At 51.7% G+C, this 18025-nt stretch carries 16 protein-coding genes; 14 read left to right on the top strand and 2 right to left on the bottom strand.

The genetic code is table 11. The annotated features are described in order from the left end of the window. Positions 1-124 precede the first annotated feature (124 nt). Positions 125-1714, top strand: coding sequence for a solute:sodium symporter family transporter (locus tag ACXAD6_RS15740; RefSeq protein WP_474969690.1), 1590 nt, complete (start codon positions 125-127; stop codon positions 1712-1714). A 68-nt stretch (positions 1715-1782) separates the two neighbouring features. After that, positions 1783-2037 carry a hypothetical protein gene (locus ACXAD6_RS15735; protein WP_474969689.1) on the top strand — a complete coding sequence of 85 codons (255 nt, stop codon included), beginning with the start codon at positions 1783-1785 and terminating at the stop codon, positions 2035-2037. A gap of 562 nt (positions 2038-2599) precedes the next feature. Here ACXAD6_RS15735 and ACXAD6_RS15730 read toward each other — a convergent pair. Next, on the bottom strand, positions 2600-3463 hold the full coding sequence (locus ACXAD6_RS15730) for a helix-turn-helix domain-containing protein (protein WP_474969688.1): 864 nt from the start codon (positions 3461-3463) through the stop codon (positions 2600-2602). Positions 3464-3692: 229 nt separating this feature from the next. Between ACXAD6_RS15730 and ACXAD6_RS15725 the strand changes: the two genes are divergently transcribed. From ACXAD6_RS15725 to ACXAD6_RS15695, 7 genes are all read left to right on the top strand, one after another. Beyond that, entirely contained in the window at positions 3693-5954 is a 2262-nt protein-coding gene (locus ACXAD6_RS15725) for an alpha-galactosidase (protein ID WP_474969687.1), read from the top strand. Then, complete coding sequence (locus ACXAD6_RS15720; RefSeq protein WP_474969685.1) at positions 5951-7123, top strand: galactokinase; 1173 nt, start codon at positions 5951-5953, stop codon at positions 7121-7123. Before ACXAD6_RS15725 ends, ACXAD6_RS15720 begins: the two co-directional genes overlap by 4 nt. Beyond that, positions 7120-8109, top strand: a complete 990-nt coding sequence (gene galE, locus ACXAD6_RS15715; RefSeq protein ID WP_474969684.1) for a UDP-glucose 4-epimerase GalE — start codon at positions 7120-7122, stop codon at positions 8107-8109. The genes ACXAD6_RS15720 and galE overlap by 4 nt, the downstream gene beginning before the upstream one ends. 21 nt (positions 8110-8130) lie before the next feature. Continuing rightward, on the top strand, positions 8131-9630 hold the full coding sequence (gene galT, locus ACXAD6_RS15710; protein WP_474969683.1) for a UDP-glucose--hexose-1-phosphate uridylyltransferase: 1500 nt from the start codon (positions 8131-8133) through the stop codon (positions 9628-9630). 21 nt (positions 9631-9651) lie between these two features. Then, a complete protein-coding gene (locus tag ACXAD6_RS15705; protein ID WP_474969682.1) occupies positions 9652-11604 on the top strand; it encodes a beta-galactosidase in 1953 nt (650 codons plus the stop codon). 276 nt (positions 11605-11880) lie between these two features. Continuing rightward, complete coding sequence (locus ACXAD6_RS15700; protein ID WP_474969681.1) at positions 11881-12693, top strand: DUF3100 domain-containing protein; 813 nt, start codon at positions 11881-11883, stop codon at positions 12691-12693. Positions 12694-12696: 3 nt separating this feature from the next. Continuing rightward, positions 12697-13149 (top strand): hypothetical protein, encoded by a 453-nt coding sequence (locus tag ACXAD6_RS15695; RefSeq protein ID WP_474969680.1) that lies wholly within the window; start codon positions 12697-12699, stop codon positions 13147-13149. Positions 13150-13360: 211 nt separating this feature from the next. Here the strand turns inward: ACXAD6_RS15695 and ACXAD6_RS15690 are convergent, their stop codons facing one another. Further along, positions 13361-14077: a DsbA family oxidoreductase gene (locus ACXAD6_RS15690; RefSeq protein WP_474970440.1), complete on the bottom strand. Its 717-nt coding sequence runs from the start codon at positions 14075-14077 to the stop codon at positions 13361-13363. 334 nt (positions 14078-14411) lie between these two features. Here ACXAD6_RS15690 and ACXAD6_RS15685 point away from each other — a divergent pair, with 334 nt between their 5' ends. The 5 genes from ACXAD6_RS15685 to ACXAD6_RS15665 all read left to right on the top strand — a co-directional run bounded on the left by ACXAD6_RS15685 (position 14412) and on the right by ACXAD6_RS15665 (position 17958). Then, positions 14412-14729 (top strand): DUF3817 domain-containing protein, encoded by a 318-nt coding sequence (locus tag ACXAD6_RS15685; RefSeq protein WP_474969679.1) that lies wholly within the window; start codon positions 14412-14414, stop codon positions 14727-14729. Between the two features lie 61 nt (positions 14730-14790). Continuing rightward, positions 14791-15624 (top strand): peptidoglycan-binding protein, encoded by an 834-nt coding sequence (locus ACXAD6_RS15680; protein ID WP_474969677.1) that lies wholly within the window; start codon positions 14791-14793, stop codon positions 15622-15624. 126 nt (positions 15625-15750) lie between these two features. Further along, positions 15751-15972 (top strand): hypothetical protein, encoded by a 222-nt coding sequence (locus ACXAD6_RS15675; protein ID WP_474969676.1) that lies wholly within the window; start codon positions 15751-15753, stop codon positions 15970-15972. Between the two features lie 12 nt (positions 15973-15984). Next, positions 15985-16284: a DUF4212 domain-containing protein gene (locus ACXAD6_RS15670; RefSeq protein WP_474969675.1), complete on the top strand. Its 300-nt coding sequence runs from the start codon at positions 15985-15987 to the stop codon at positions 16282-16284. Between the two features lie 15 nt (positions 16285-16299). Then, complete coding sequence (locus ACXAD6_RS15665; RefSeq protein ID WP_027954821.1) at positions 16300-17958, top strand: sodium:solute symporter family protein; 1659 nt, start codon at positions 16300-16302, stop codon at positions 17956-17958. Positions 17959-18025 lie beyond the last annotated feature (67 nt).

Raw genomic sequence — 18025 nt, 5'->3', positions numbered from 1 at the left:
AAAAAAGACAGAAAACGGCAGAATTTTTACCATTGAAACGCTTTCAGAAAGACCGCTAATATAGGAGTTACATAAAAAAGCGCATACATACATTTGGTTCCGCTTACACAAAGGAGAGGCATCTATGAATGCATTTACAGTCGTATCATTCTTATTTTTTACAGGTTTCGTTGCTCTCGTAGCCTGGTGGTTTACTAGAAAGGAAAAACTCGATACACAGGACGGCTATTTCCTTGGCGGGCGTAACTTGAGCGCCTGGGTCATTGCTGGTTCCCTGATGCTCACGAACCTATCAACCGAGCAGCTGGTCGGCCTGAACGCGCAGGGCTACTCGGATACCCTTGCCGTCATGGGCTGGGAAGTTGGATCGGCCATTTCATTGGTTATTGTAGCTTTCTTCCTGCTGCCTCGCTATATGAAAGGCGGCATCACGACGATTCCCGATTTTCTGGAGGATCGTTATGATTTTAATACAAAACAGATTGTGACGATTCTTTTCTTATTCGGGTATGTATTCAACCTGCTGCCTCCTATTCTTTATTCCGGAGCTGTAGCGATCAACGGTTTGTTTGATATTCCGGGCGCACTCGGTGTAAGCCGTACGGTCGGAATATGGATCACCGTCTTTGCAATTGGTATTGTCGGTTCGATCTACGCAGTTTTCGGAGGATTGAAAGCGGTCGCCGTATCCGACACGATCAACGGCGTCGGTCTGTTGATCGGTGGTTTGATGATTCCGATTTTAGGTCTTTTCGCTCTTGGGGATGGATCGATGACAAATGGGATCCAGACAATTGTGCAGGATTCTCCGGAAAAATTGAATTCTGTCGGCGGACCGGACAGCCCTGTACCATTTGGAACGATGTTTACAGGGATGCTGCTTGTGAACCTGTTCTATTGGGGGACGGCCCAGCACATCATGCAGCGGGCGATTGCTGCCAAAAACTTAAAAGAGGGCCAGAAGGGTGTTTTAATTGCTGCATTTCTGAAGCTGCTCGGTCCTGTATTCCTGATCGTACCGGGAATCATCGCCTTCAATATGTTCGGTCCGGGTCTTGAACCGACCGACGCCTACCCCCGCCTCGTCGCGGAAGTGCTTCCGGCACCACTTGTGGGCTTCTTTGCGGCAGTCTTGTTCGGAGCAATTTTATCCTCCTTCAACTCAGCCCTGAACTCTTCGGTTACCTTGATTGCCTTGAACATTTACAAGCCGTATTTCAACCCGGATGCTCCGGATAAGGTAGTCGTAAGAAAAGGGAAATCTGTCGGTATCATTCTTGCTGTATTTGCGATGTGTATCGCTCCGCTTATCGATAAAGTGCCGCAGGGATTTTTCCAATACCTGCAGATCGTTAATGGGTTTTATAACGTACCAATCTTCACCATTCTCATTGTCGGGTATTTAACGAAACGGGTGCCGTCCATTGCAGCGAAAATATCATTGTTCGTCTTTATTTCCATCTACGCAACGACCCAGCTGGTCTGGGATACAGGCCTTCACTTCCTGCACATTCTCGGCATCCTGTTTGTCCTTTGTACTGGATTGATGCTTCTGATCGGGAAGCTTCGTCCGAGGGATACCGACTTTGTACTGGAAGAAAAAGCGAAAGTGGATATGACGCCGTGGAAGCTCGTCTATCCTGTCGGCCTGGCCGCCACAGCTGCGATGGTCGTCATCTACCTGCTGCTCTCCCCAATCGGCATCTTATCCTGACTGATGTTCCCGCCTTCTTTTTGATATAATGAGAGTATTGTCAAAAGGAGTGAAAGGCGGGAAAAAGAATGGGAAAAGCCAGTCAGCCGATTGAGTCTTTTTATCATAAAGTGTACGAGAACCTGGATGCGTTCCATGAAGAAGCGCAGGAGCTTCAACGAGCAGAGTCCGGTGGCGATCCAGTGGATGACGAAAAGCTGGAGCGGACAGAATTTGCGCTCCAGCTGGCTAAGGACGTCCTCGAGAACTTCGTCGACGATGGCAAGAGCATGACCATCAACTACGATAAACGTTCGGTCACCATTGAAGTACCAAAACGCTGAAAAAGAGCTTGTCGAGAAACTCCGTGTTTCTCGACAAGCTCTTTCCATGTGTACAGGGTTCCCTGCCATTTTCTTTCCCCACAAATGTCTATTCTTCTCTGGAACTTGCACGAAGGAGACGTGACAGGTTGTTACTTCTCAGGGCTGGAATGCTTCTGCTTCAGTGGCTTTTCCTTAACTCAGCTACCTTTAAGGCTTTTAAAATCATCATTTGGTGAGGTCACGAGGAGCGTTCCGTGGTGACGCCTGCGGGAACAGCGCGAGCCGAAGATCCACTTGGACAGGTGGTTTTCCTGTCCAAGTTAGCTGAGGCCGTGCCCGCGGCAAGCATCCACCGATAAGCGGAGCGTGACCTCAAGAAAGGTGTTCCGACCATTCCGCTCCTGCGGAAAAACGGGCGGCCGAGACCCCGCAGGGCGTTCTCTCTGAGGAGGCTTGGACGTTCGTCCGCGGAAAGGGGATGGTCGGACCTTCTGGAGGCGCTGGTTCAACATAGAGCTGCTGGAAGCGTTGAAAGGACTGCCCTGACCGGGGCCGTCCTTTCTTATGTCTGATTCTACTGTTACAAATGTTTGTGAGATTCGCGGAATCTGCCGGGAGTGAGGCCGGCCTGCTTTTTAAAAACCTTCGTAAAATAATTGGCGTTTTTATAGCCGGCAAGGACGGCGATTTCCTCAGCCGAGTATTTCGTATTCGCCAGCAGTTCCTTCGCTTTGTTGATCCTGATCGACGTTAAGTACTGAATCGGCGTCTGACCGGTGGCGGCTTTGAACTGCCTCGTAAAATGATAGCGCGACATGCCGGAGGCTTCCGCCATATCATCCGGGCTGATTTCCTCGGTGTAGTGGTTTTTGGCATACATGCTTGCGGCGATGATGGCATCCGGCCACTGGACGAGTCCTTTTTCCAAGGTGGAGCAGTAATGAAACAGCTCCATCGTGAATTGATAAGCGTAGCCGGAAGCCTGATGGGCATTGGCGATCTCTTTATTGGCCGCTGATTCGAGCAGCTGGTGGACGTAGGAGACGGGCGGCGCATCCGGAGGCATATGGAGGATCGCTCCGACATTCTCCTGAATCTGGTTCCAATAGGACTCCACCACATTTCCATACAGCGTCAAAAACATAAATTCCCATTTATCACTGTGATCGGGGAGATAATACCGGTAGTCCCCGGGGATGTTAACGATGAACGCCTGTCCCGGCGTCAGCTCATAGGTCGTTCCTTCAATATCGATGGCTCCTTTTCCTGCGGTCGTGTACTGGAAAATATACTTCCCGCGGTCGCGCCGGTTCTTTCCGTCCCAGTCATACAGCGTGGTCGTCTGTTCGTCCCAGCCGAGGGACCAGATCTGGGCAAGCTGCTGCAGGTCCGGATCGGAAAACCGGTAGCCGTAGGAGCCGTGTGTCAAAGAAGAAGGGGTCAAAGCAATTCTCCTTTCCTGGAAAAGCAAATATAAGCAGAATTTCATGATGGTTAAGTTTCTGTTTTCCCTCCATATCATAACAGCTAACCTGATCTGGTGGAATATCGATAAGCAAAAATGTGCAGAATGCGTCTTTTTATTTACCATTGATTGAAAAGGGGTTCATTTTTACAATAAAGCTAACAACTACTTGGAAGCGTTTGCGGAAAAGATTGGAGGAGGAAACATCTTGGCGATTCACATCACGGAAGACAGCCGGCAGTTTCACTTACAAGGAAAAAACATCAGTTACATTATACATGTCCTTAAAAACGGTCAGATCGGCCATCTTTATTATGGAAAGAAAGTAAGGGACAGGGACGATTTCAGTCATTTGTCCAAGGAGGAGTTCCGCGTCACTTCTTCCTATGTCTATGAGGAAGATCCAGCGTTTTCTCTGGATATGATTCCCCAGGACTACCCTGGGTATGGGACATCGGATTACCGGGAGCCGGCTTTTCACATCCGGCAGCCGGACGGTTCGAGAATATCGAACTTCGCTTACTCCTCCCACCGTGTCGCCCCGGGAAAGCCTTCGCTTGATGGGCTTCCGGCGACCTATGTGGAGGACGACGCAGAGGCGGAAACGCTGACCATCACTCTCTTGGACGACCATACCGGTATGAAGCTTGATTTAGTGTATACCGTCTATCATGACAAAGACGTTATCGTCCGCTCGGCAAGATTTACAAATGAAGGACCGGAACCGTACCAGCTGGACAGGGCGCTGAGTGCTTCCATGGACTTCCCGGACAGCGATTTTGAGTGGGTCCAGCTTTCCGGCGGATGGTCAAGGGAACGTCACATGCATACACAGCCGCTTCATCCGGGCATCCAGAAAATCCAGAGCACCCGGGGGACAAGCAGTGCCCAGCACAATCCGTTCATCGCTGTCCAGCGGCCGGGGACGACGGAGCATTCTGGAGACGTCTACGGATTCAGTCTCGTTTACAGTGGCAACTTCTTAGGGCAGATTGAAGTCGATCAATATGAGCAGGCACGGATCAGTATGGGGATCAATCCATTCGATTTCAGCTGGAAGCTGGAGCCGGGCGGATCGTTCCAGACGCCGGAACTCGTCTCCGCTTTTTCATCGCATGGACGCAACGGTTTAAGCCATTTGTATCATGATTTGTATCAGAAGCGGCTTGCCCGCGGGCGCTGGAGGGATCAGGAGCGTCCGGTGCTCATCAACAACTGGGAAGCCACCTATTTCGACTTCGATGAACAGAAGCTTCAATCGATTGCCGAACAGTCCAGCCGGCTGGGTGTCGAGCTGTTCGTCCTCGATGACGGCTGGTTCGGCCGAAGGAATGACGATACAACGTCGCTTGGCGATTGGTTTGTAGATGAAGCGAAACTGCCGAATGGATTGAAACCGCTCGTTGAAAAAGTGAATGAGACAGGGATGACGTTCGGCCTATGGTTTGAACCGGAGATGGTATCCAAGCAAAGTGAGCTTTATGAAGCGCGTCCCGACTGGATTATCCAGGTGGCAGGAAGACACCCTTCTACAGGCAGGCATCAGCTGGTGCTCGATTTCTCCAACCCGGAAGTGGTGGACTACATCTATGATCGGATTAAAACCATTTTGTCAGAGGCCAACATCGAATATGTGAAATGGGATATGAACCGCTATATGACAGAAATCGGATCGGCACGTCTGGCTTCTGATCAGCAGATGGAAGTGCCTCACCGGTATATCCTCGGGGTTTATGATTTGTATGAGCGTCTTACCACAGCGTTTCCACACATTCTATTTGAATCGTGTGCAAGCGGAGGGGCGAGATTCGATCCGGGTATGCTGTATTACGCACCTCAAAGCTGGACGAGTGATGATACCGATGCCGTCGAGCGTCTGGCGATTCAATACGGAACCTCGATGGTGTATCCATTGAGCAGCATGGGCGCCCATATTTCCGCCGTTCCCAACCATCAGGTGAAACGGGTGACGAGTCTGAAAACGCGCGGCGATGTCGCCTTCTTCGGAGCGTTCGGTTATGAGCTGGATGTAACGAAAATGAACGAAGAAGAAAAAGAACGGATGAGTGAACAAATCACTTTTTATAAAAAGCATCGGGCTTTGTTCCAGTTCGGTACCTTTTACCGGCTGACGAGCCCGTTTGAAAAGGGCGGGAATGAAACGGCATGGATGGTCGTATCCGAGGACGGACAGCGGGCGGTCGCTGCCAGTTATCAAGTGCTGGCCCGCCCTAACCCAGGCTTCCGCCGGATCCAGCTGACCGGGCTGAATCCGGAGACGGAGTATAGGATTGAAGGCTTGGATCGCACGTATTATGGAGATGAACTGATGCATGCCGGCCTGCAGCTGGAAAGCGGCTACGACGGATCACAGACAGGCGGGCTGGAGGAGTCCGGCGACTTTACTTCCCAGTTGTTCGTCCTGACAGCCGTTACGAATTCTACAACAATGGATGAGGTGGAAAAATGAAGCAGATGATCAAGGCATTTCATGAACAGTTTGGAAACGGGGGAGACATTCACTCGTTTTTTGCGCCGGGGAGGGTAAACTTGATCGGCGAGCACACCGATTATAACGGAGGACACGTTTTTCCCTGCGCGCTGAGTGTCGGCACGTATGCGGCGGCCAGAAAGCGCAGCGATGCGAAGTTACGACTGTATTCGATGAATTTTCCTGAACTTGGTATGATAGAAGCGGACATGACTGCGCTCGTTTATGAAAAAGAGCAGGAGTGGGCCAATTACCCCAAAGGTGTCGCAGCGAAAATCCGGGAAGCGGGTTATCCGCTTTCTGAAGGGGCGGATATCGTCTATTACGGAAACATCCCGAACGGTGCCGGTCTTTCTTCATCAGCCTCCATTGAACTAGTCACAGGTGTCGTACTGGATGCCTTTGCCGGACTTGACATCGACCGGGTGGAGCTTGTGAAGCTTGCTCAAGCGGCGGAGAATGAGTTTGTCGGAGTCAACTGCGGCATCATGGATCAGTTTGCCATTGGTAAAGGCGAGAAGGATCATGCGCTCCTGTTGAACTGCCAGACGCTGGAGTATCAGAAAACACCGATCCACCTGGAAGACGAAACGCTTGTCATCGCCAATACGAACAAGCGCCGAGGACTGGCGGATTCAAAATACAACGAACGACGCCGGGAATGTGAAGAAGCTTTGGAGCAGTTGAAAACCGAAGTGGAAGCCGACTTCCTCGGGGACATTTCTGTAGAAGATTTTGAGGCCTGTAAACACGTGATTGATGATCCTGTTACGCGAAAACGCGCCAAACACGTCATATATGAAAATGCACGTACGATTGAAGCGGTGGAAAAGCTGAATGCCGGGGATATCAGAGGTTTCGGCCGGCTGATGAATGATTCGCACCGTTCACTGCGGGAGGATTATGAAGTAACAGGAAAAGAACTGGATGCTTTAGTGGAAGCCGCCTGGGAAGAAGGAGCCGTTGGGTCGCGAATGACAGGCGCCGGGTTCGGAGGCTGCACCATCAGCATCGTTCCTAAAGCGGACATTGATACTTTTAAGGAAAACGTAGGAGAACAGTATTATAAGAAAACCGGTCTTGAAGCGGACTTCTACGTGGTGGAAATCGGCGACGGGGCGAAACGGTTGGAGGAGGAAGAGGAATGAGTGTACTAGTATGTGGAGGTGCCGGATACATCGGCAGCCACGCCGCAGCCCAGCTGCTGGACAGAGGCGAAAAAGTAATCATTGCAGACAACCTGCAGAAAGGTCATGAACAGGCCATTCTTGAGGGAGCGGTTTTATACAACGGGGACCTGAGAGATGAAGCATTCATGAACCGTGTGTTCGAGGAAAATGAGATTGATTCTGTCATTCATTTTGCGGCGGATTCCCTTGTAGGGGAAAGTGTCGAGGAGCCACTGAAATATTACGACAACAACGTATACGGAGCGGTCTGCCTGTTGAAGGCGATGGCTGCTCATAACGTGAACCGGATTGTCTTTTCCTCCACGGCGGCGGTTTACGGGGAACCGGATCAGGTGCCGATCCAGGAAGACGACCGCACCTTCCCGACCAACCCTTACGGAGAAACGAAGCTTGCCATTGAAAAGATGCTCAAATGGGCCGAACAGGCGCACGGCATCAAGCACGTGGTGCTCCGCTACTTTAACGTAGCCGGTGCTGATCCGGACGGACGCATCGGGGAAGATCACCGTCCAGAGACGCATCTCATCCCGATCGTGCTGCAGGTAGCTCAGGAGAAGCGTGAAAAGATCATGATCTTCGGCGATGACTATCCGACCGCAGATGGCACCTGCATCCGTGACTACATCCATGTGACAGACCTTGTGGACGCCCATCTGCTGGCGATCGACAAGCTGAAACGCACGGAAGAAAGCGGCATTTATAACCTTGGGAATGGACAGGGCTTCAGTGTCAAAGAAGTCATCGATACCGCCCGCCGTGTGACCGGACGGGAGATTCCTGCCGAAGTGGCTCCGCGCCGCGCCGGTGATCCTGCTCAACTCGTCGCATCCTCCGGGAAAGCGATGGAGGAGCTTGGCTGGACGCCGCAGTATGCTGAACTGGAAACGATGATTCAAACCGCATGGGACTGGTTCCAAAACCACCCTGCCGGTTACAACCAATAAATTGAAGGGCTGGTGACAGACGTGTCCATTTATCACACCATTGAACGACTGCTTCAATACGGATTAGCCAAAAAGATGATCTCCGTGTGGGATGTCGATTACACCCGCAACCGCCTGTTCCATTTGTTTCAACTGGAAGGGAAAAATCCAGAAGAAACGCCGGAAGATCCGGTGCCGGATACACCTATAGACCTTTTGGAACCGATGCTTGATTATGCAGTGGAGCAGGGACTGATCGAAGACAACACAACGACAGAACGGGACTTGTTCGACCCGAAGATTATGGACTGTCTCGTTCCACGCCCGTCGGAAGTCATCCGTGATTTCTATCATGCCTTTGAAAAGCAGGGGCCGGAAGCGGCGACGGAAAAATTCTATCAGCTTTCCAAGGATGCGCATTACATCCGCACGGACAGGATCGCCAAAAACAAACACTGGTACAGCGAAACGGAATACGGCGACCTTGAAATTACGATCAACCTGTCCAAGCCGGAAAAAGACCCGAAGGCGATTGCCGCGGCGAAAAATAAAAAAGCCGACAGCTATCCGGACTGTCTGCTCTGTAAGGAGAATGTCGGCTATGCCGGACGTCTCGACCATCCAGCACGGGACAACCACCGGGTGATTCCTGTCGATTTGGAAGGCGAGCATTGGTTCCTGCAGTATTCCCCATATGTGTACTACAACGAACATGCCATCGTTTTATCAAGGGAACACCGTCCAATGAGCATCTCCAAAGAAGGGTTCGACCGGCTGCTTGATTTCGTCGATCAGCTGCCCCACTATTTCGTCGGCTCCAATGCGGATCTGCCGATTGTCGGCGGCTCGATTTTGAGCCATGACCACTTCCAGGGCGGACATCATGAATTCCCGATGGCGAAAGCGCCTGTGGAAGAAAGCATCCATATTCCGGGATATCAGGATGTGGAAGCTGGAATCGTCCGGTGGCCGATGTCAGTGCTGCGTCTCAAAAGCACCGACCGCACACGACTGGCCGAGCTTTCCGACCGCATTTTGACGAAGTGGCGCGCGTATAGTGATGCGTCGGCGGATATTTATGCCGAAACAAACGGAGAGCCGCATAACACGATTACTCCCATTGCCCGCTATCGAGACGGGGCGTTTGAAATGGATCTCGTTTTCCGCAACAACCGTACGAGTGACGAGCATCCGATGGGAATTTTCCATCCACATGAGGAAGTGCATCACATTAAGAAAGAAAACATCGGTCTCATCGAAGTGATGGGACTGGCTGTCCTGCCGGGACGCCTTATTGATGAGATGGAGGCGCTGGCGGGATACATCCAAGGCGGAGAGCTTCAAGGAAAAGCCCTTAAGGATGAAAAAACAGCCAAGCATGTCCCGTGGGCGGAAAGCATCCGCTGGGAAAAGGATGATGTATGGCCGCAGCTGCAGGATGAAATCGGCCGCCGTTTTTCAGTCGTGCTGGAGCACGCAGGCGTATTCAAGCGCACGGCAGAAGGACAGGACGCATTCCGCCGTTTTCTACAAACGATATAGATTGGAATCAGGAGGACAGCTATGACGTACTTAGGTGTAGATTATTACCCGGAGCACTGGCCGGAGGAAAAGATCGACGAAGATTTGGAAGGCATCAAACAGCTGGGGGCCAACATCGTACGAATCGGTGAATTCGCCTGGCATCTGATGGAACCCGAGGAAGGAAGATTTGATTTTTCCTACTTCGATCAAGTCATTGAAAAGCTGAAGCAGAAGGATTTCCATATCATGTTCGGCACGCCGACCGCGACGTTCCCGGCGTGGCTGGCGGACCAATACCCTGAGATTCTATCGGCCGATGAATACGGCCATCCGCGCGTTTTCGGAGGACGCCGGCAGTACTGCTTCAATTCCGACGTCTATCGTTCGTATGCGGCAGAGATTACAAGGAAGGTCGTCGAGCATTATAAGGATGAGCCGGCCATCATCGCCTGGCAGATTGATAACGAATTCGGGCATGAAGGCAGCGATATGTGCTGGTGTGGGTTGTGTGAAAAGAAATTCCAGACCTATCTGGCCGAGAAGTATGACAGCATCGACCAGCTGAACGAGGAGTGGGGAACGATTTTCTGGGGCCAGACGTACAACGCCTTCTCAGAAATTCCTGCACCGAAACCGACGATTACAACGCATAACCCGAGCTTAAAGCTCGAGTGGGCGCGCTTCCGCTCTGACTCCCTGAACGGGTTTGCTCATGAAATGACGGAGATTGTAAAGGAAACAAAAGGCGCGCACCAGCAGGTCACGACGAACGTTTCCGGCGGGTTTTTCTCGAAATGGTTCGATCACGCAGAAAACCTCCGCCCGATGGACTTTGTCTCCTATGACAACTATCCGGTCTGGGGTGGACTGGAAGAGCCGATCGCACCGGAAGCGATTGCGATGATGCATGATTTCAACCGGGGGCTGCTGGATCAGAACTATTGGATCGTGGAAGAGCTGATGGGAGCGCAGGGCCATGATGTCATCGGATACCTGCCGCGTCCGAATCAGGCGAAAATGTGGTCGTACCAGGCTTTCGCCCACGGCTGCTCCAATCTGCTCTACTTCCGCTGGCGCGGGATGACGAAAGGGGCAGAGCAGTTCTGCTATGGTGTCGTCGATCATGATAATGTGTATGGCCGCAAATACAAAGAGGTCCAGTCGCTGTTCAGCGAAATGAAAGATTACGGCGAGCTGCTTGATGCACCCATCCAGGCAGATATAGCCGTTCTCTATGATTATGACAACATTTGGGCGTGGCGTTCCCAGATTCAGAGCCGCGACTTTGATTTTACCGATGAACTTGTCCGCCTCTACCGCCCATTTTACAACCAGAATGCAGCCATTGATGTCATACCGGCGTACCGTGATTTATCCAGCTATAAGGTTGTGGTCGTACCGGTGATGCACGTGATGGACGCGGCGCTTGCCGAGCGGCTGAGAGCGTTTGTACAGAACGGAGGGACCGTTCTCTTTTCCTACCGTACAGGGTTGAAAGGCAAAGACAACAACCTTCGTCTCGGTGAAGTTCAGCCGGGACTCGTCCGCGATCTTGTCGGCGCCCGGGTGGAGGAAATCGAATCGCTCACCAAGGATCACCATCTCGAGCTGGAGGGTGAAGGACGCTTCTCAGAAGTTCCCGGCACCGTCAGCATCTGGCGTGATCTGCTCGTACCTGAAACAGCGGAAGCTCTGTACCAGTACACGGATGCGTTCTATGACAGCTACGCAGCTGTCACGAAAAACAGCTTCGGAGAGGGGCATGTGTACTACATCGGCGGCGGGCTCAATGAAGAAGCTCTCGATCGGATTGGTGAGGAGATTACGGAACATCATCAGATTGAAACGATTTCTTCGGACCGCGGAGTTGAAGTGTACCGCCGCAGAAGTGGGAAGGACTCCTACTTGTTCGTGATGAACCACACCAGTGAAGAGCAGCGGTTCCAAGGAGAGTCGCTGGCACCATTTGAAAGCCGATTGATCCAGGAATAATATCGAAGGCCCTTCCATGTCCGGAAGGGCCTTTTTTTTGTATTTTCTGCGTGAGAGTAAAGATGGGAAAATGTCCTTCCATACATTCTTTTCAAAGGTCTACAGGGGACGTGCATGTTTCCTTGAAAAGAAAAGTTAGCTGAAAAATTCCCGGCACGGCGGTGTTTTTGTCGAAATGCGCAGTAAATCTGATCATTCTCCCAAAAAATAACTTTGATTTTAATATTCAGAACATTATAATGATTGGTATATTTATTTTCATTAAGGGGGAGAGGTATGAAACAAGAGCTTACGAATTTATGGAAAGACTGGCGTTTACATATGATTGTGCTCGCCATCGTCCTCCTGACAGAGGCGATCGGTACGCATTCCTTTACGGTCGGTCCCGGCGTAGTTCTGCTGCTGCCGATGCTTTATGCCATCATCATTGGTCTTGGATTATTTTTCACACCGCTCATTAAGGACAAACAGTCGAAAAACGCCGAGCCGCTCATCGTTCTTGGTGTCACGCTGCTGATTGCCAAAATCGGCGTGATCATCGGTCCATCGCTTCCACAGATTATTGAAGCAGGTCCGGCTCTATTGCTGCAGGAATTCGGGAACCTTGGGACGATCTTCATCGCCCTGCCTGTCGCGATCATGCTCGGGCTGAAGCGGGAGAGTATCGGCATGACCCACTCGGTCGCCCGTGAGCCGAATGTCGGTCTCATTATGGACAAGTACGGGTTCAATTCACCGGAAGGACGCGGCGTCATGGCCATCTACATATTCGGTACGGTATTCGGTGCGGTTTTCATGGGCTTGATATCCGGTTTTCTGGCCACACTGACACCGCTCAATCCGCTGTCCTTTGCCATGGCTTCGGGTATCGGAAGTGGAAGCATGATGGCTGCCGCCAGCGGCTCGCTCGTCGCCGCTTTCCCACAGATGGAGAACGATATCCTCGCTTTCGCCGGGGCAAGCAACCTGCTCTCCTTATCGACAGGTCTGTATATGAGTATTTTCATCGGTCTGCCGCTTACAGAGAAGCTTTATGAAATCATGACGCGCAGAAAGAGCACCAGCTCTCGCGTAGAAAAGGGGGCGTAAGCGATGCTGAAAAATATACAGGAATGGCTGCTCATGCTTGCGATTTTCGGAGTGACCGCCCTTTTGGGGAACTGGATCGGTTATGAGGTCATCGTCTGGGAGGCGGTGCCGGGCATGCTTGTGCTTATCGGCATCTGTCTCGTCGGTTTGATACTGGGAAAAGTGCTCCCGGGAAGCATCCCGAGTGTCGCTTATGTTGCGCTCGTCGGTGTGCTCGTGTCGATGCCGTGGATTCCGGGTTCCTCGTTTATCGTGGAGACGACGAGTGAAGTGAACCTGCTTGCGTTGACGACACCGATTCTTGCCTACGCCGGTATTGCCATCGGCCGCTCATGGGCGGATTTCGTCAAGCTTGGCTGGCGCAGCATCGTTGTTGCGATGTGTGTCATGCTCGGGACGTATATCGGTTCGGCATTGATCGCCGAAGTGATTTTACGCTTCCAGGGGATCATTTAAGGAAAAAGGCTGCAGCTCACTGGAGATGGTGACCGGCTGTTTATCGGTCCAAGTGGAACACCTATCAGTCTTTCCGCGCGGATATCGGTCGAAATGCTGATATATCGGTCAATCGAGCGTTTTATCGGTCAAAAAGCGGATAAATCGGTCTCCTGCTGGTTTCACACCTGAAATAAAAAAAGCTGCAGGATCATGTCCTGCAGCTTTTTCGTTATTCTTTTCCGGAAGGGACTTCACAGCCGTCTTCGGTGCAGGCCGCACCATTGTCTGTGGAAAGGTCTTCAAATGCTGGTTTGTTTTCTTCATCAAAGGCTTTCTGAAGGCCGTTGACGAATACTTCCGTCGGCTGCGCGCCGGACACAGCATACTTACGGTTGATAACGAAGAAAGGAACGCCCTGCACACCGATTTCATGCGCTTCTCGTTCTTCCATGCGTACCGCTTCTGTGTAAGCGTCACTGTTCAGGACGTCTTCCACTTCGCTGCGCTCGAGACCAGCGTCAACAGCGAGGCGTGTAATCGTCTCATAATCACCGATATCCTCAGAATCCGTCAGCACGGCTTTGAAGAAGCGCTCCGCTGTTTCCTTGCCGAGCCCTTTTTCGTTGGCCAGCTGAGCCACACGGTGGGCGGCGAACGTGTTCGTTGGAATCATCGTATCAAAATGGAAATCAAGACCGACACTTTTCGCCTGCTCGGTCATATTGGCTGTCATGCCGCGCGCCTCTTCCAGAGAGCGGCCGTATTTATGAGCCAGGTGCTCATGCATGACTGGTTCTGTGTTGCGCCCGGCATTCGGATCAAGCTCAAAGCTCTTATATTCAACTTCTACCGTTTCGTTGGGGAACTGCTTCAACGCTTCCTCGAGACGGGCCTTTCCGATGTAGCAGAAAGGACAGACGAAATCGGACCATACTTCTATTTTCACAGGGATCACCTCTACTAATAATTTCTCTTCCCATTGTACGAGTGTTGGAGAACGAATGCCATTATTCTGTTTGTCAGGCATTTGGTTGATATATTCGGAATTTCGTTGATATATCTGAGAAATAATCGATATATCGAGAAAATAATGGATATATCCACAAAAAAATCGATATACGCAGAAAATCATTGATATCGCCCGTCCGCCCCATCTGTGAACAAAAAGTGAAAGCCGCCGCGGGTGATTGCATCTCCTTTCCAGAACCATTAAGATAGAACTAGTGAAAGCGCCATCCCAGGGCGGCGCCGCTGATTTTTTGCGATAAAGGAGACAGCGCATGCTTAAAACACCCATTGGTAAATTGCGAGTGATGGGATTCCTTGAGGGAATGTCCTTCCTGGTTCTGTTATTCATTTCAATGCCGCTGAAGTATATGTTTGATTATCCGGAGGCCGTTTCTGTCAACGGCGCCATCCACGGCGGGTTGTTCGTCATCTATATGGCTGCCGTCGCGTATGTGACCTTCACCGTCCGCTGGCCGCTCAAATGGGCCGCAGGGGCGTTTGTGGTTGCGTTTATTCCGTTCGGGAACTTCATCCTGGATCACCAGCTGAAGAAGAACTTCACAAGTCAGCCGGACAGTCTGACCGCTTAATAAGCCGATAGACACCGAATCCCTTTCTGCTTCGATTATAAAAGCAGGGAGGGATTTTTTTATGATTACATTGGAAACGTTAAAATCGCGGAGCAGGAACAATATGGGGAACGTCCATCCGGAAGTGCAGAAGAAAGTGGAGAAGCTGTTAACGGAAGCGTACGAGCGGAGACTGTTCGTCCAGATCTCCTCCGGCTACCGGACGTATGAGGAGCAGGCGGCTTTATATGGAAAAGGACGTCCCGGCTACACGTATAAAGGGAAAACGTATGGCAGAAGCGGGACGATCGTGACATATGCCGAACCGGGAGAGAGCAACCATCACAGCGGCCGCGCCGTCGATTTCTTTTTAGTCACCCCGGATGGACGGACAGCCCTTTGGACGGTTGATCATAACTGGCGCTGGGTGGCGGAACGGGCGAAGGAAATGGGTTTTTCCTGGGGAGGCGACTGGTCAAGCTTCAAGGATTATGCCCATCTTGAGCTGCCGATCGTCCATTACGTCCGGCGCGGCAGTCAGGGGAGCCTCGTCAATGACGTCCAGAAGAAGCTCCGGAACCTCGGCTATTACACGGGGGAGATCGACGGAAGCTTCGGCCCGCTGACAGAGGAGGCCGTCTTCACCTTTCAGAAAAAAGAAGGTCTCCAGGTCGATGGGAGTGCCGGTCCGGAAACACTGCAGCGGCTGGATATCCGGACATACCCGGGTACACCGCTTAGAAAAGGGTCACGCGGGGAGGAAGTGAAGGCTGTTCAGAAAAAGACAGGCGCAGAAGCGGATGGGATTTTCGGAAGCCGGACAGAAACTGCTGTTCGCGCTTACCAGGACTCCCGCGGTCTTGAGGTCGATGGAATTGTAGGTCCGAAGACATGGAGGTCGCTGTTCGGGAGGTAAAGCACCCATTGCGGGTGCTTTTTTCGTTATGGTTCTTTTTGACTGGTTGACATTATTTGATATTTTTAGAATAATACAGGGTGTAATATTCAGTTTTTTCTAATTATTAAAAATTTTTACAGCGTTATGGTAACGCTTACACAAGAAGGAGGTGACATCCAGGTGCTTATTCCGCTGCTTCTTGCATTCATAACCATCGTTTCTGTTGTGGCTGCAGTAAGAAAGAGAAAACCGGTGCTGTTTGCCCTGCCACTGGCCGCTTTATTTGTCGCTGCGCTGATCAAGGTGATCATGGTTCCGCTGCCGTTCTGGGAGACGGTCGTTTTTATTTTCAACTTAAAAGGATAGGGAGGAAAATACATGAAGAAGATGGATCCAGAGCAGGCGAGGGCGTATTTCCGGCTGAGAACGACACTGATTATGATTTACCTCGGTATCGGTCTGCTGGTGTCCTTTGGCATCGTTTTGTTTGCAGAAAGTCTTTCGTCCTTTACAGTGATGGGGATTCCGCTGCCCTACTACATGGGGTCCCAGGGAGCCATTTTAACGTTTATCGTCCTTCTTTTTTTCAATGCCGTCATCAGCGATTATGTGGATAAAAAATTCGGCCTCGTTCCAAAGGAGAGCTCCAAGGAATCGGACCAGGCTGCCAATCAATAAGACAGGGGGAAAAGTATGGATGCTCAGTTTCTCGTTTCATTAGGATTAATTGTTGTGACGTTTGCCCTCTACATCGGCATCGCCATCTACAATAAGGCGAAAGAGACGTCGGACTTCTACGTCGCCGGCCGAGGGGTGCCGCCGGTGTTCAACGGCATGGCGATCGGTGCTGACTGGATGAGTGCCGCTTCCTTTATCGGTCTAGCCGGAACCGTCATGATTTTAGGCTATGATGGGCTTGCGTACATTATGGGATGGACGGGGGGTTATCTGCTGCTTACATTCCTGCTTGCCCCGCAGCTCCGGAAATACGGGCGTTACACAGTCCCCGAATTTATCGGTGACCGCTATCGCAGCAACACCGCTCGGCTGATTGCCGCTGTTGCGACGATCATCATCAGCTTTACATACTCTGTCGGACAGCTGTCAGGTTCAGGAGTCGTCATCGGCCGGCTGCTTGAAGTGGATACGATGATCGGGACCCTCATCGGTGTCGTCCTGATCGCTTTTTATTCGGCGATGGGAGGCATGAAGGGGATTACGTGGACACAGGTGGCGCAGTACCTCGTCTTAATTGTTGCCTATTTAATACCTGTGATCTTCATGTCGATGCAGCTCACACAGAACCCTGTTCCTTGGCTCTCCTACGGGGAAGTCATATCGGAAATGCGCTCCATCGATCAGGAGCTCGGGATATCGGAATACATCGTTCCGTTCACAGAAGCCTCCAAATGGCAGTTCATGGCACTCATGTTTACGCTCATGGCCGGAACCGCCGGTCTGCCGCATGTGATTGTCCGCTTTTATACCGTAAAAACGATGAAAGCCGCCCGTTGGAGCGGAGCGTGGGCTCTATTGTTCATCGGCCTGCTGTATTTATCTGCTCCCGCCTATGCTGCTTTCTCCCGGTTCATTTTAATGACGGAAGTTGCCGGTTCCTCGCTCGGGAACCTGCCGGCGTGGACGCAGCCGTGGGTCGATACAGGCAAGCTGTCCCTTGCGGATGGCAATAGTGACGGCGTGCTCCAATGGACCGAGCTTGCCATCAGTAATGATATCGTCGTCATGGCCACACCGGAAATCGCCAACCTCGGGATTTTCGTCATCGGTTTGATGGCGGCCGGTGCGATGGCAGCGGCCTTATCGACGGCCGGCGGTCTGATGATTGCCATATCGGCTGCCCTCTCACATGATATTTACTACCGGTCCATCAACCCGAACGCCAGTGAGAAGAAACGGCTGTCTGTCGGACGCTGGTCCATTGTCCTCGCAACGGTGGTGGCTGGTCTGATCGCCTTGAATCCGCCGGGGGCGATTACTCAGATTGTCGCCTGGGCCTTTGCGCTCGCTTCCGGCTCCTTCTTTCCGGCTCTGCTCCTTGGGGTATGGTGGCGCCGTGCCAACGGTCCAGGTGTCATCGCCGGTATGATCACAGGCCTCTCGGTTACGCTTGGTTATATTTTCGCAGCCAAGTACGGCGGGTTTACGATCCTTGGAATCATCGACACAGGGGCAGGCGTCTTCGGAGCCGCTGCCGCCATTATCGCCAACATCACCGTTTCACTGCTGACGGCTCCGCCGAGCAAACAGACGCAGGATGAAGTCACGGACCTCCGTTATCCGGAGCAGATCCAATACAAGAACGGCGAATATTATAAAAAGGATGCCCAGTAAAGGAACCTGATGGAAAAACGGAGGACAGACAAGAAAGAAACGCCTGCGGTATGGAGCGTCTCCACTG

This window comes from Halobacillus sp. ABH2_015 (assembly GCF_056158945.1).
Note: the sequence above shows the minus strand (reverse complement) of the source record. Positions and strands in the feature narration are given on the sequence as shown.